15 protein-coding genes and 1 pseudogene are annotated in these 12,698 nt (G+C 68.5%); 7 read left to right on the plus strand and 9 right to left on the minus strand.

Annotated features, from left to right (window positions below; all coding sequences use genetic code 11):
- From AC1D01_RS07250 to AC1D01_RS07260, 3 genes and pseudogenes are all read right to left on the minus strand, one after another.
- Positions 1 to 241: pseudogene (locus AC1D01_RS07250) on the minus strand (hypothetical protein); the annotation flags it as partial.
- Entirely contained in the window at positions 234 to 1,082 is an 849-nt protein-coding gene (locus AC1D01_RS07255; protein ID WP_477865386.1) for a DUF58 domain-containing protein, read from the minus strand. The pseudogene AC1D01_RS07250 and the gene AC1D01_RS07255, both read right to left, overlap by 8 nt.
- A 14-nt stretch (positions 1,083 to 1,096) precedes the next feature.
- Positions 1,097 to 2,119: an AAA family ATPase gene (locus tag AC1D01_RS07260; RefSeq protein ID WP_477865387.1), complete on the minus strand. Its 1,023-nt coding sequence runs from the start codon at positions 2,117 to 2,119 to the stop codon at positions 1,097 to 1,099.
- A gap of 286 nt (positions 2,120 to 2,405) precedes the next feature.
- Between AC1D01_RS07260 and pqqA the strand changes: the two genes are divergently transcribed.
- The 5 genes from pqqA to pqqE all read left to right on the plus strand — a co-directional run bounded on the left by pqqA (position 2,406) and on the right by pqqE (position 5,610).
- Positions 2,406 to 2,480 (plus strand): pyrroloquinoline quinone precursor peptide PqqA, encoded by a 75-nt coding sequence (gene pqqA, locus AC1D01_RS07265; protein ID WP_082004224.1) that lies wholly within the window; start codon positions 2,406 to 2,408, stop codon positions 2,478 to 2,480.
- Between the two features lie 73 nt (positions 2,481 to 2,553).
- Entirely contained in the window at positions 2,554 to 3,474 is a 921-nt protein-coding gene (pqqB, locus tag AC1D01_RS07270; RefSeq protein WP_477865388.1) for a pyrroloquinoline quinone biosynthesis protein PqqB, read from the plus strand.
- A 1-nt stretch (position 3,475) separates the two neighbouring features.
- Positions 3,476 to 4,186 carry a pyrroloquinoline-quinone synthase PqqC gene (gene pqqC / locus AC1D01_RS07275; RefSeq protein WP_477865389.1) on the plus strand — a complete coding sequence of 237 codons (711 nt, stop codon included), beginning with the start codon at positions 3,476 to 3,478 and terminating at the stop codon, positions 4,184 to 4,186.
- A 5-nt stretch (positions 4,187 to 4,191) separates the two neighbouring features.
- On the plus strand, positions 4,192 to 4,458 hold the full coding sequence (gene pqqD, locus AC1D01_RS07280) for a pyrroloquinoline quinone biosynthesis peptide chaperone PqqD (protein WP_477865398.1): 267 nt from the start codon (positions 4,192 to 4,194) through the stop codon (positions 4,456 to 4,458).
- Positions 4,459 to 4,461: 3 nt separating this feature from the next.
- Entirely contained in the window at positions 4,462 to 5,610 is a 1,149-nt protein-coding gene (pqqE, locus tag AC1D01_RS07285) for a pyrroloquinoline quinone biosynthesis protein PqqE (protein WP_477865390.1), read from the plus strand.
- Here the strand turns inward: pqqE and AC1D01_RS07290 are convergent.
- From AC1D01_RS07290 to xoxF, 6 genes are all read right to left on the minus strand, one after another.
- Positions 5,585 to 6,130 carry an SRPBCC family protein gene (locus tag AC1D01_RS07290; protein WP_477865391.1) on the minus strand — a complete coding sequence of 182 codons (546 nt, stop codon included), beginning with the start codon at positions 6,128 to 6,130 and terminating at the stop codon, positions 5,585 to 5,587. The two genes, pqqE and AC1D01_RS07290, sit on opposite strands and share 26 nt — an antisense overlap.
- Positions 6,131 to 6,162: 32 nt before the next feature.
- Complete coding sequence (locus AC1D01_RS07295; RefSeq protein WP_477865392.1) at positions 6,163 to 6,528, minus strand: hypothetical protein; 366 nt, start codon at positions 6,526 to 6,528, stop codon at positions 6,163 to 6,165.
- The gene (locus tag AC1D01_RS07300; protein WP_477865393.1) at positions 6,525 to 7,196 is read right to left on the minus strand and encodes a hypothetical protein; all 672 of its coding nucleotides are present in this window, start codon (positions 7,194 to 7,196) and stop codon (positions 6,525 to 6,527) included. The genes AC1D01_RS07295 and AC1D01_RS07300 overlap by 4 nt, the downstream gene beginning before the upstream one ends.
- Positions 7,197 to 7,305: 109 nt before the next feature.
- Positions 7,306 to 8,181: a substrate-binding domain-containing protein gene (locus AC1D01_RS07305; RefSeq protein WP_477865394.1), complete on the minus strand. Its 876-nt coding sequence runs from the start codon at positions 8,179 to 8,181 to the stop codon at positions 7,306 to 7,308.
- Positions 8,178 to 8,561 carry a c-type cytochrome gene (locus AC1D01_RS07310; RefSeq protein WP_477865395.1) on the minus strand — a complete coding sequence of 128 codons (384 nt, stop codon included), beginning with the start codon at positions 8,559 to 8,561 and terminating at the stop codon, positions 8,178 to 8,180. The genes AC1D01_RS07305 and AC1D01_RS07310 overlap by 4 nt, the downstream gene beginning before the upstream one ends.
- Before the next feature lie 110 nt (positions 8,562 to 8,671).
- Positions 8,672 to 10,414, minus strand: coding sequence for a PQQ-dependent ethylene glycol dehydrogenase XoxF (gene xoxF / locus AC1D01_RS07315; protein ID WP_477865396.1), 1,743 nt, complete (start codon positions 10,412 to 10,414; stop codon positions 8,672 to 8,674).
- 447 nt (positions 10,415 to 10,861) lie between these two features.
- Between xoxF and AC1D01_RS07320 the strand changes: the two genes are divergently transcribed.
- Both AC1D01_RS07320 and AC1D01_RS07325 read left to right on the plus strand, forming a co-directional pair.
- On the plus strand, positions 10,862 to 11,575 hold the full coding sequence (locus AC1D01_RS07320; RefSeq protein ID WP_477865399.1) for an ABC transporter ATP-binding protein: 714 nt from the start codon (positions 10,862 to 10,864) through the stop codon (positions 11,573 to 11,575).
- Between the two features lie 26 nt (positions 11,576 to 11,601).
- A complete protein-coding gene (locus tag AC1D01_RS07325; RefSeq protein ID WP_477865397.1) occupies positions 11,602 to 12,579 on the plus strand; it encodes a PQQ-dependent catabolism-associated beta-propeller protein in 978 nt (325 codons plus the stop codon).
- Positions 12,580 to 12,698 lie beyond the last annotated feature (119 nt).

Here is a 12,698-nt window from a genome sequence, read left to right on the forward strand (position 1 = left end):
GCGACACCGCCTGCAGTTCGATCGCCTTGCCGCGCGCGCCCGGCCGCGGCAGCGTGGCCTCGTCGAGCACGAAGCCCTCAGGGATGTGGACGACGAGCTCGCGCTCGACGAGATCGCCCACGTGGTAGCCGAAGGCGCGCGGCTCGACGGTGCTGGCGCGCAGCGTGCCGGCGGCCGGCGCGGCGCCGCTGCACGCGATCAAGGCCAGCGCGAGCAGGCCACGGCGCAAGGACTCAGGCATGAAAGTGCCGCGTCACCGCGTCGGCATCGAAGGCGCCCTCGATGAACAGCGGGTTCAGCCGCTGCGCGCGGAACGCCTGCAGCAGCGCCTCGCGCCGCTGCGCCTGGTGCTGCCGCCATTGCTCGCGCAGCGCGGGCCGCCACCACACCAGGCGCTGGCGGCCGCTCTCGGGGTCGAGCACCTGGGCCAGGCCGCGCGGGGCGGCGAGGCTGAACTCCTGCGGATCCCACAGCAGCACCGGCACCAGGTCGTGGTGCGCCAGGCTGGCCAGCACGGCGCGGACCTCGTCGACCGGCCAATGGAAATCCGACAGCAGGAAGACCAGCGAACGGCGCTGCGGCAGGTAGCGGTGGGCCTGGTGCAGGCCGTGCGCCGAGCGGCCGCTGGGCTGCAGGCTGCGCAGCGTGCGCGTCAGCTCGCCGGCGGCGGCCCGCGAGCGGCTGGGCGGCAGCAGCAGGTCGCTGCGCACGTGGTCGTCGCAGGCGACGAAGCCGAAGCTGTCGCCGGTGCGCCAGGCCGACCACGCCAGGCTGTCGACGAAATCGGCCAGCACGCCGAGCCGGCGCTGCGCGCCTTCGAAGCCCATCGAGGCCGACAGGTCGGCGACCACCGCGACCGGGATCGACTTGCGCTGGCTGTAGACGCGCACCGACCACTGGCCGAACGGGTCGCGCAGGCTCGCATGCAGGTCGAGCCGGCGCGGGTCGGGCGCGTCGAGCAGCGACGCATGACCGCGGAACTCGAAGCCGCTGTCGCCGCGGCGGCTGCGGTGGTGGCCCGGAAAATGGCCCAGCGCCGCGCTGCCGATGCGGTAGTGGATCTCGGGGGTGGGCTGCGCCATGACGTCGACCGACCCTAGGGTGCCGCCACGCTCGCGAGGATGCCGCTCATCAGCGGCCCCGAGATCTCCTGCCGCCGCATCTCGTACACCGGCTGGTAGCACAGCCGGTGCGCGATGGTCTCGACGAACACCGCCTGCACGTCCTCCGGCGTCACGAAATGGCGGCCGTCCAGCCAGGCCGCCACGCGCGCCGCGCGCAGCAGGTAGCTCATGCCGCGCGGGCTGGCGCCGGCCAGCATCAGCTGCGCGCTGTCCAGCCCGGAGACCTTCACGCCGTACTCCGCCGGCACCGCGGTGGCGCGCCACAGCCCGAGCGCGTAGTCCTGCAGCGCCTGCGAGGCCTGCACGCTGCGCTGGATCGCCTCGGCCACCTCGTTCAGCGCCTGGTGGTTCAGCATCGCCGCCGGCAGCTCTTCGAGCAGCCGGTCGGTGTCGTGGTAGCGCGGGTTGAACATCAGCTCGCGGCGGTAGTCATCGCTGGCCGGCGCATCGATGGTCACCTCCATCATGAAGCGGTCGCGCGCGGCCGACGAGATCTCGAAGGTCTCCTCGCGCTCGACGCGGTTGCGGTCGGCGAACACCACCAGGTGCGGGAAGCGGAACTCGCGGTTGAAGGCCGACACGCTGCGCTCGGCCATCACGCGCAGCAGCAGCGAATGCACTTGCGGCCGCGCGCGGTTGATCTCGTTGAAGAAGAAGATCGCCAGGTCTTCGCCGTGCCGGATCAGCGGGCCGGGCTCGACCGCCGGCCGGCCCTCGGCGCTGATGTAGGTGTAGTAGACGAGGTCGTTGGGCATCAGGTCGATGGTGCCCTCGGTGCGCGCGAAGTCGCCGCCCAGCACCTGCGCGAAGGCGCGCAGCAGGGTTGTCTTGCCGACGCCCACGTCGCCCTGCAGCAGCACGTGGCCGCGCGCGAACACCGCCATGTTGACGAGCCGGATCACCCGGGCCTGACCGATCACCGCCTTGCCCACCTCGGCCTCGAGGGCCAGCGCGCGTTCGCGCCAGTCGCTCAGCAGCGCGTCGTTTCGGTCCATGCGGTGCGTCTCCATGTGGTTCGACGCAACTCGGGTGGCGCGCCGGCCGCGGGACAGTCTGCGTCAGCCGTGGGACGGCCTCGGCATGTGGCCTGCGCAAGAGGGCTTCTTGGCAAGAGGCATGCCCGCAAGTCCCTGCGGCAACGATTCATGAAAATCGCCAGTTCGCATTCATGATCACCCGACTGGAGCGATCGCGCATCGCAGGCCACCATGCAGGACGGGACCCCGGGGCCCCCGCAGCCGCCGACCGGCGCTGTGAGTCCATCGACAAGGAGATCTCTACATGACCTGGCAAACACCTACCGCCACCGATTTCCGCTTCGGCTTCGAAATCACGATGTACGTCGCGGCCCGCTGATCGCGGCGTTTCGTCATCCTCGCCGGCACGCCGGGTTCGCCCCGGGGTGCCGGCCCCAACATCCCCCCCCAGCATGCGCATCACTGTCCTCGGTTCGGCCGCAGGCGGCGGCTTTCCGCAGTGGAACTGCAACTGCGCCAACTGCGCCGGCGTGCGCTCGGGCCGCGTGCGCGCGAAGCCGCGCACGCAGTCGTCGATCTTCGTGCGGCCCGACGATGCGGTGGACGGCGTGCTCTTCAACGCCTCGCCCGACATCCTCGAGCAGATCCGCAGCCACCCGGCGCTGCAGCCGGCGCGCGCGCTGCGCGACACCGCGATCGCCGGCGTCGTGCTGATGGACGGGCAGATCGACCACGCGACCGGGCTCTTCATGCTGCGCGAGCGGACTTCGCCGCTGCCGCTGTGGTGCACCGATCCGGTCGACGACGACCTGAGCCACGGCAACCCGGTGCTGCGCGTGCTGTCGCACTTCTGCGGCGTGCAGCGGCAGCGCATCGGGCTCGACGGCGCGCCGTTCAGCGTGCCCGGCGTGGCCGGCCTCGCCTTCAAAGCGCTGCCGCTGAGCAGCAAGGCCGCGCCGTACTCGCCGCACCGCGATGCGCCGGTGCCCGGCGACAACATCGGCATGACGCTGGTCGACACGACCCGCCGCACGTCGGTGTTCTACGCGCCCGGCCTGGGCGAGATCACGCCGCCGGTGTTCGACGCGATGGCGAGCGCCGACGCGGTGATGGTCGACGGCACCTTCTGGACCGACGACGAGATGAAGACGCTCGGCCTGAGCAAGAAATCGGCGCGCGACATCGGCCACCTGCCGCAGTCGGGCGCGGGTGGCATGGTCGAGTGGCTGGGCCGCCTGCCGGCGCGCACGCGGCGCCTGCTGATCCACATCAACAACACCAATCCGATCCTCGACGAGGACTCGCCCCAGCGCGCCGAATTGCAGCGCGCCGGCATCGAGGTCTGCGAGGACGGCATGACCATCGAGGTATGAGATGACGATGCCTGCGTGGAGCCGAACCGAGTTCGAGGCGCAGCTGCGCGAGCGCGGCAAGTCGTACCACATCCACCATCCGTTCAACGTGATGCTGAACACCGGCCGCGCCACGCCCGAGCAGGTGCGCGGCTGGGTGGCGAACCGCTTCTACTACCAGATCGCGATCCCGATCAAGGACGCGGCCGTGCTGTCGAACTGCCCCGATGCCGCGGTGCGCCGTGGGTGGGTGCAGCGCATCCTCGACCACGACGGCTTCGAGCTCGGCGGCGTGAAGGACGCCGGCGGCATCGAGGCCTGGCTGCGGCTCGCGCAGGCCGTCGGCCTGGCGCGCGAGGAGGTGCAGGACCTGCGCCACGTGGTGCCGGCGATGCGCTTCGCGGTCGATGCCTACGTGAACTTCGCGCGGCGCGCACCGTGGCAGGAGTCGGTGTGCTCGTCGCTGACCGAGCTGTTCGCGCCCGAGATCCACAAGCAGCGGCTGGCGACCTGGCCGGAGCACTACGGCTGGATCGAGCCCGAGGGGTTGAGCTACTTCCGCAACCGCCTGAGCCAGGCGCGGCGCGACGTGGAGCAGGGGCTGGCCATCACGCTGGACCACTTCACGACGCGACCGCTGCAGGAGCGGGCGCTGGAGGTGCTGCAGTTGAAGCTCGACATTCTTTGGGCGATGAACGACGCGATGGCCACTCGCTACGGGGTCACGGCGTGAGTGCATTGACCACTTCGACCCAACCGCGCGTCGGCAACGGCTTCCGATTGCAGTGGGAGCCGGTGCAGGACTGCCACGTGCTCCTCTACCCCGAGGGCATGGTCAAGCTCAACGGCAGTGCCGGCGAGATCATGAAGCGCTGCGACGGCCAGCGCAGCGTCGCCGCGATCGTCGAAGACCTGGAGACGGCTTTCTCGGCCAAGGGCCTGGAACCCGATGTGCTGGCCTTCGTCGAGATGGCCGCCAAGCAGCGCTGGCTGGCCTGGGACTGAGCGATGAGCGCTGTGTCGTCATCCCGACCTGGACCGCCTCTCTGGCTGCTCGCCGAGCTGACCTACCGTTGCCCGCTGCACTGCGTGTTCTGCTACAACCCGGTCGACTTCGCGCGCCAGGAAGACGAGATCGGCACCGACGACTGGCTGCGCGTGCTGCGCGAGGGCCGCGAACTCGGCGCGGTGCAGTGCGGCCTGTCGGGGGGCGAGCCGCTGCTGCGCGACGACCTGGAGGTGATCGTCGCCGAGGCGCACCGCCTGGGCTACTACACCAACCTGCTGACCTCGGGCGTCGGCCTCACCGAGGCGCGCGCCGCGGCGTTGAAGGCCGCAGGGCTCGACCACGTGCAGCTGTCGTTCCAGGATTCGACGCGCGAGATGAACGATTTCCTGTCGCACACCAAGACCTTCGGCCTGAAGAACAAGGTGGCGCAGATCATCAAGGCCAATGGCTGGCCGATGGTGATGAACGTGGTGATCCACCGGCTGAACATCGACCACATCGACCGCATCATCGGCATGGCCGCCGAGCTGGGCGCCGAGTACCTGGAGCTGGCCAACACGCAGTACTACTCGTGGGCCTTCCTGAACCGCGACCAGCTGCTGCCGACGCACGAACAGCTGCGCCACGCCGAGCGCGTGACCGACGAATGGCGGGCGCGCCTGGGCGACCGCATGCGCCTCTTCTTCGTCGCACCCGACTACCACGAGGGCAAGGCGAAGAAGTGCGTCAATGGCTGGGGCAGCATGTTCCTGACCGTCGCGCCCGATGGCACCGCGTTGCCCTGCCACACCGCGAAGATGCTGCCCGGCCTGGCGTTCCCGAACGTGCGCGAGCACAGCGTGCGCGACATCTGGTTCGACTCCGAGGGCTTCAACCGCTACCGCGGCACCGGCTGGATGAAGGAGCCGTGCGCCAGCTGCGACCAGCGCGAGGTCGATCTCGGCGGCTGCCGCTGCCAGGCGTACATGCTGGCGCACGACGCAGCGGCCGCCGACCCGGTGTGCAGCAAGAGCCCGCAGCACCACCTGGTGCAGGCAGCGGTTGAACGCGCCGCCACGGTCGGCGTGAAGGCCGTGACGGAACACCCTCTCGTGTTCCGCGACCCCGTCAATTCGCGGCGTCTCAGCGGGCCTCTGCCAACGCCTTGAGGTTCGCCAGCCCGCTCTGGTAGACCCCGGTGATGGCCTTCACGGCGGCCTCGTCGTTGCGGTCCGGCGGCGGGTCGTTCTGCGGGTAGCCGCGGTAGAAGGCGCCGCGCCATTCGACGATCGACTGCTTGCCGCTCGCGGTGACGGTGATCGTCGAGGTGTAGTTCGTCACCGGCAGCGCGCCGCCGTCCTTCGCGCGGTAGCTGTACTTCATCGCCGCGTCGTCGTAGCCCTCCAGCGTCTCGGTCAGCTCGCCGCCGCCCTTCAGCTTCAGCGAGCGCACCGAGCCCACCGCGTTGCCCTGCGAGGCCGGGCTCTCGGCGACGGCCGGGAGCCAGTCCTTCAGCGCATCGAAGTTCTTGATGCGGCCCCATACCGCGGCGGCGGGTGCATCGATGGTGATCTTCTCGACCACCTTCTGGCGCGTCGGGCCGTGGCCCTCGCCGGTCAGGGGCACGACGCCGAGCATCGCGGTCGCGGCCAGTGGCGCGAGCCAGCCGCCAAGCAGTTTCATGGGCATGACATCTTCCTTGGGGGGGGGTGCCGTCGCGGCTACTTGGCGTCGTTGATGAAGCACGCCTTGTGGACCTTGGTTTCCAGATCCCGGTAGCGCTTGATCTGCGGCTTGACGGATTCGTTGTCGCGCAGCGCGCCGCCGCGCTCGCCGCCGATCGACATCGCGTTGACCACCGTGATCATGCCGACGTAGTCGTCGTACGGCACCTCGCTGGCCATCGCGTCGAYGGCGCACGAGCACTTGTTGATCATCTCGAAATGCGGGCCGGGGTGCGTGCGCATGCACTCCTGCACGTAGATCACGCGCTCCGACGTGGGGAAGTCGTTCGCCGCGGCGGCCAGCGGGGCCAGCAGCCAGGGCAGGGCGGACAGGCACAGCAGTCGGTGCAGTGGGTTCATCATGGTGTGGCGCCTTCGATCAGCAGTTCTTCGGACAGCAGCGGTGGTGCATCGGCCGCGGCCCCGGCCGCCGCGATCCGCGTGCGGATGCCCAGCACGCCGCCGGGCACCGCATCCGACAGCAGGAAGCGGTATTCCTTGTCGGCCAGCTTCTCGTAGCGGTAGCGGTTCGGGTCGTCCAGGTAGGGCTTGAACGAGATCTCACGGCCGGCGACGGTCTTGCCCCGGTAGCGGAACGAGGCCGGTGCCACCGTCGCGCCCTGGTACACCGTCATGCGGATGCGCTTGCGGAAGTAGTTCTCCGGGCCCTGCGTCAGCCGGTGCATCTCGCGGATGTCGTGCTCCAGGAAGTACAGGATCACCGGGTTGGCCTTTGCGTTCTCGACGTCGGGCAGGGCCAGCCGGCGCGGGCCGCTCAGGAACTCGCCCTTCGACGCGCAGCAGCTGCCGTCGGCCTGCCTGCTGAACGACAGCACCACGCTGTCGTCGAAGCCGCCCTCCAGGCTGCCGGCCTTGCGGAAGCTGTAGCGCAGCGTCGACGGCGGCTGCAGGTTGGTCAGCTGGTCGGCCAGGAAGATGGCCTGCTCGGCTGCGGAGAAATCCTGGGCCGGGTAGCTTGTCGCCGGCAGCAGCATTACCGCCAGCGCGACCCGCCACGCATGGAACCGCATGATCAAGCGGCCGCCGCGGAACCGGCTTTGCCGGGCCGCTGGCGGCGCCCCCTTGAGGGGGAGAGGGCGCCAGCCCGAGGGGGCCCGCCGAAGGCGCTTCGGGGGTGGGTCATTTCTTGTAGGAGAAGGATTCATCGACGACCGGCACGCCGTAGTCCTTCAGGATGGCCTGGATCGCCGCCTGCTGCGACTCGATCAGGCCCTCGATCTTCTGCTTCCACTCGCGCTCGCCGTAGCGCACGCCCATCGCCATCTCGTAGTCGAAGCGCACGCCGGGCTCCGACTTCAGCGGCACCACGGTGAGCCGCGGCGACTTGACGCGCTGTGCGAAGTAGCCGGCGATCGGCCCCCACACGATGGCCGCGTCGATCTTGCCGGCCGCGAGGTCCTTCTCGATGATCTCGCCCGGGTACTGCTGCGGGTCGGCGTTCATGATCGGGTAGGGCACGCCGCGCTCGACCAGGCGGTGCACGTTCAGCCAGTCCGAGGCCGGCGAGCGGTCGTAGATGCCGATGCGCAGCTTGCCCAGGCGGGCCGGGTCGAGCTTCAGGAAGTCGTCGCCCGACTTCACCTGGTCCAGGCCCTGGCCCTGCGGAAAGACCAGCGCATAGGTGGAGCGGTAGTAGGGCTTGGTCACCGACACCTGGTCGTAGCCGACCGGCACGCCCATCACGATGTCGCACGGGTAGTCCTGCCCCGGCAGCTTGTAGCGCAGGGTGTTGCGGATGAAGGCCATGCGCTGCGGGAACGAGTAGTACTCGACCGGCAGCCCGAGCGCCTTGCCGAACACCTCGGCGATGCGGTTCTCGATGCCCGCGCCCGCGACGTTGGAGAACGGCAGGTTGTTCGGGTCCTGGCACACGCGCAGCGCCTGGCGCGGCGGCGGCTTGTCGGCGTCCTGCGCGGCGGCGGGCGGGCACGCGGCCACGGCCCCACAGGCCACGGCCAGCACCCGGGCCACCACGGACGTGCGGATGTCGTTCATTTGGCGGGTTCGACCTTGGCGCGCGTGATGGCGCCGTCGGACCGTCCCTTCAGGTAGGCATACAGGTCGTTGATGTGCTCCTTCACCTGCTGGCTCTCGCCGAAGCTCGGCATGCCCTTGGGCAAACGGCCTTCGGTGACGGTCTTGACGAACTCGTCCTGGCTCAGCGTCTTCAGGCTGTTGATCAGCGAAGGCCCGACCAGGCCCTCCTGGTTGGCACCGTGGCAGCGGTCGCACGCGGCAGCGCGCCAGGTCCGGAAGCCTTCCATGGTCTTGGCGTCGACCTTGTAGCCGTCGACCACGGTATAGGGTTTGTCGTCGGCCAGCACGCTCACGGTGAGGCATGCCAGCACGGCGAAGACAGACTGCTTCAATTTCATCGATTCATCCACCATCAAGGGGTGGGAYGGCATCCCCCGGGGTGCCGTCCCTGTGCCCAGGTTGTCTCGATTCTTCTTCTTGCTTCTTTCTTGGGTTCGATTCCGGCCGATCAGTTCGGCAGGGCAAACACCGTCAACGAACCGCCCAGTTCGGTGTACTGGGCCAGTTCCTTGTAGCCACCGACGGCGCCCAGGCCATCCTGGTCCTTCTCGAGGCCCGCGGCCATGCCGATGCCGGCCCAGCCGCCGATGCCCGAGAACACGCCGATGTACTGCTTGCCCTTGTGCTCATAGCTGAATACGTTGCCGATGATCCCGGACGGCGTCTTGAACTTGAAGAGCTCCTTGTTGATGTCCTTCTTGTCCACGCACTTCAGGTAGCCCTCCAGCGTGCCGTAGCAGCTGAGCCCGCCGGCGGTGTTGAGCGCGCCGCTCCAGACCGAGAACTTCTCGGCATGGCTCTGCACGATCTTGCCGGTGCCGGCATTCCAGGTGATGTAGTTGCCCATGCCGCCGTGGCTGCCCGGGGCCGGGAACATCGACAGCGTGGCGCCGACATACGGCTGGCCGGCGGTGTACTCCACCTTGAACGGCTCGTAATCCATGCAGACGTGGTTGGTCGGCACGTAGAAGAGCTTGGTCTCGGGGTCGTAGGAGGCAGGCTGCTGGTCCTTGCTGCCCAGCGCCGCCGGGCAGATGCCCTTGGTGTTGACGTCAGGCCCGCCTTGCGCGGTCGAGTACTTCGCCACCACTTGCGGGCGTCCGGTCTTCATGTCGACGTGCGTGGCCCAGTTGACCTGCGGGTCGTACTTCTCGGCCACCAGCAGCGCGCCGGTGACGCGGTCCATCGTGTACGCGAAGCCGTTGCGGTCGAAGTGCACCAAGGCCTTGGTCGCCTTGCCCTTCACGTCGATGTCGGCCAGGATCATCTCGTTGATGCCGTCGAAGTCCCACTCGTCGTACGGCGTCATCTGGTAGACCCACTTGGCCATGCCGGTGTCGACGTCACGCGCGAAGATGGTCATCGACCACTTGTTGTCGCCCGGGCGTTGTGCCGGATTCCAGGTCGACGGGTTGCCGGTGCCGTAGTACATCAGGTTCAGCGCCTTGTCGTAGCTGTACCAGCCCCAGGTGGTGCCGCCGCCGGTCTTCCACTGGTCGCCCTTCCAGGTCTTGACCGATGAATCCTTGCCCACCGGCGCCATCGCGCCGTTGGTCCAGGTCATGGTCTTGTCGGGGTCGATCAGCATCTCGGCGTCGGGGCCGACGCTGTAGCCCTTCCAGGCCAGCTTGCCGTCCTTCAGGTTGTAGGCCGCGATGAAGCCGCGCACGCCCCACTCGCCACCGCTGATGCCGGTGATGACCTTGTCCTTGAAGATGTGCGGCGCATTGGTGTTCACTGCGCCCAGCTTCGGATCGCCGTTCTTCACGCTCCAGATGACCTTGCCGGTCTTGGCGTCGAGCGCGAGCAGCATGCTGTCGGCCTGCTGCAGGATGATCTTGCCTTCGGCATAGGCCAGCCCGCGGTTCACGGTGTCGCAGCACATCTGCGGGATCACCGCCGGATCCTGCTTCGGCTCGTACTTCCAGAGGATCTTCTGGCTGTCGAGGTCGATCGCGAAGACCTTGTTCGGGAACGGYGAGTGCAGGTACATGGTGCCGTCGATCACGAGCGGCGAGCCCTCGTGGCCGCGCAGCACGCCGGTGGAGAAGCTCCACGCGACCTGCATCTTGCCGACGTTGCCGGTGTTGATCTGGTTGAGCTTGCTGTAGCGCTGGTTGTACATGTCACCAGCCTGCATCGCCCAGTTCTTGGAGTTCGCGATGTTCTTCTCCACGTCTGCATTGGCCATTGCCAACGGCGGCAGAGCAAGCAACACCATGCCCAAATGACGCCAGATGCGCCACCTTGACTGACCGGAATTTCGCATCGAAGTCTCCTGTTTTATGAAGTGAGCAGAGTCCGGTCGCGATGACCATCCAAGATCCCACCAACCCAGCGACCCACGGAACTCGGCAAAGGGCTCCAACCGCAAGTTTTGCGCCCATGCGCCCTCCAGGGATTGCCCGAGGAGGGAAAACCCGGCTTTCGCTCCAGGCCCGTGACGCCGGTGTTCCGGAATTGAAATGGCGCTGACACCTTGCGCCGAATTCGTGGCATCCACGTTCGGCACAGAGTGTTTCAGGGCCGCGCCGCGGCGTGACGCGGATGGGTCAACGCCCGGGGGGCGGTGGCGTTGCACTGCAGCATGGCGCAGGCCCGCGTATTGCTGTACCCCTGCTTCATGACCTCCTCGACGATGCTGCGGACCACCGGCCTGACGAAGCGCTATGGCGAACGCGCCGCGCTGCAGTCGCTGTCGCTGAACATCGGGGCAGGACAGTTCGTCGCGTTGCTGGGCCCGAACGGCGCCGGCAAGTCGACCTTGTTCCAGTTGCTGACCGGCCTGTTCGCGGCCGACGAAGGCGAGGTCGAGGTGGCCGGCCATTCGCTGCGCCGCGCGGCCGCCTCGGCGCTGCGCCAGATCGGCGTCGTGTTCCAGCAGATCTCGCTCGACCTCGACCTCAGCGTGCGCCGCAACCTGCTGTTCCAGGCCGACCTGCACGGCCTGCCGCGCCGGCTGGCGCGCGAGCGCATCGCCGCCGGCTGCGCGCGCCTGGGCCTGGCCGGCGAGCTCGACCGCAAGGTGCGCGAGCTGTCGGGCGGCAACCGCCGCAAGGTCGAGCTGGTGCGCGCCGGCCTGCACCACCCGGCGGTGATGCTGATGGACGAGGCCACTGTCGGGCTCGACCCGAAATCACGCCACGACCTGCTGGCTGCCCTGCGCAGCGACGTGCAGGAGCGCGGCGTCTGCGTGCTGTGGGCCACCCACTGGGTCGAGGAGGCGGTGGCCGCCGACCGCGTGCTGGTGCTGCACCGCGGCACGCTGCTGGCCGATGGCTCGCCGGCCGAGGTCACGCAGGCCCTCGGCGAACCCACGCTGGAGGCGGGCTTCATCGCACGCACCGGCTGATGACGACGACAAGGAGACAGACCCGGATGAACTTCAAGACCGCGAGCCGAGGACTGGGCGCAGCGCTGGCGCTGATCGCTTGCTGCACCGCCGCATCGGCGCAGGGCACCGCCTACGTGTCGAGCGAGAAGGACGATGCGCTGACGATGATCGACCTCGCGACGCTGACGGTGAAGGGCACCGTGCCCACCTGCAAGCGCGGCCGGCACATCCAGCTCACGCCCGACCGCAAGATCATGGTGGCCTGCACCGATGCCAACGCGGCCGACGTGATCGACCCGGCCACCGGCAGATCGCTGCGCCGCGTGCCGCTGGGCGACGAGCCGGAGGCCTTCGACCTCTCGCCCGACGGCAAGACCGTCTACGTGTCGAACGAGGACGCCGGCGAAGCCAGCTTCATCGACGCGGCCAGCGGCAGGAAGCTGCAGTCGATCAAGGTCGGCCAGGAGCCCGAGGGCGTGAAGGTCAGCGCCGACGGCAGGACGCTGTACGTGACCTCCGAGGTCGCGAGCCTGATCCACGTGATCGACGTGGCCAGCGCCAAGATCACCAGCAACGTGAAGGTCGGCAAGCGGCCGCGCCGCATGGCCTTGACGCCGGACGGCAAGGAGCTGTGGGTGACCAACGAGCTGGGCGCGAGCATCAGCATCATCGCGACGGCCACGCACACCGTCACCGACACCGTCAAGCTGGAAGTGAAGGGCGCCCGCGCGACCGACATCACGCCGGTCGGCATCCTGATGTCGCGCGACGGCAAGCGCGCCTTCGTCGCGCTGGGCAAGGCCAACCATGTCGCCTTCATCGACGTCGCGAGCCGCAAGACCACGAACCTGGTGCTGGTGGGCAAGCGCGCCTGGAACGTGGCGCTCGACAAGGCCGAGGCGCGGCTGTTCGTCGTCAACGGGCTGAGCGACGACGTGACGGTGGTCGACGTGGCGGGTGCCAAGGCGATCAAGAGCATCCCGGTGGGCCGCGTCCCGTACGGCGTGGCGATCGTCGAATGACACGCGGCCTGGTGACGCTGACGGTGTGGCTCATGTTCTGCGCTGCCACCGCATCGACCGCCACAGCGGCCACGCTGAAGGCCACGCTGATCGTGCCGGGCGACGACCCGCGCCTGGAG

It is taken from the genome of Rhizobacter sp. P3_B12, from assembly GCF_056402895.1.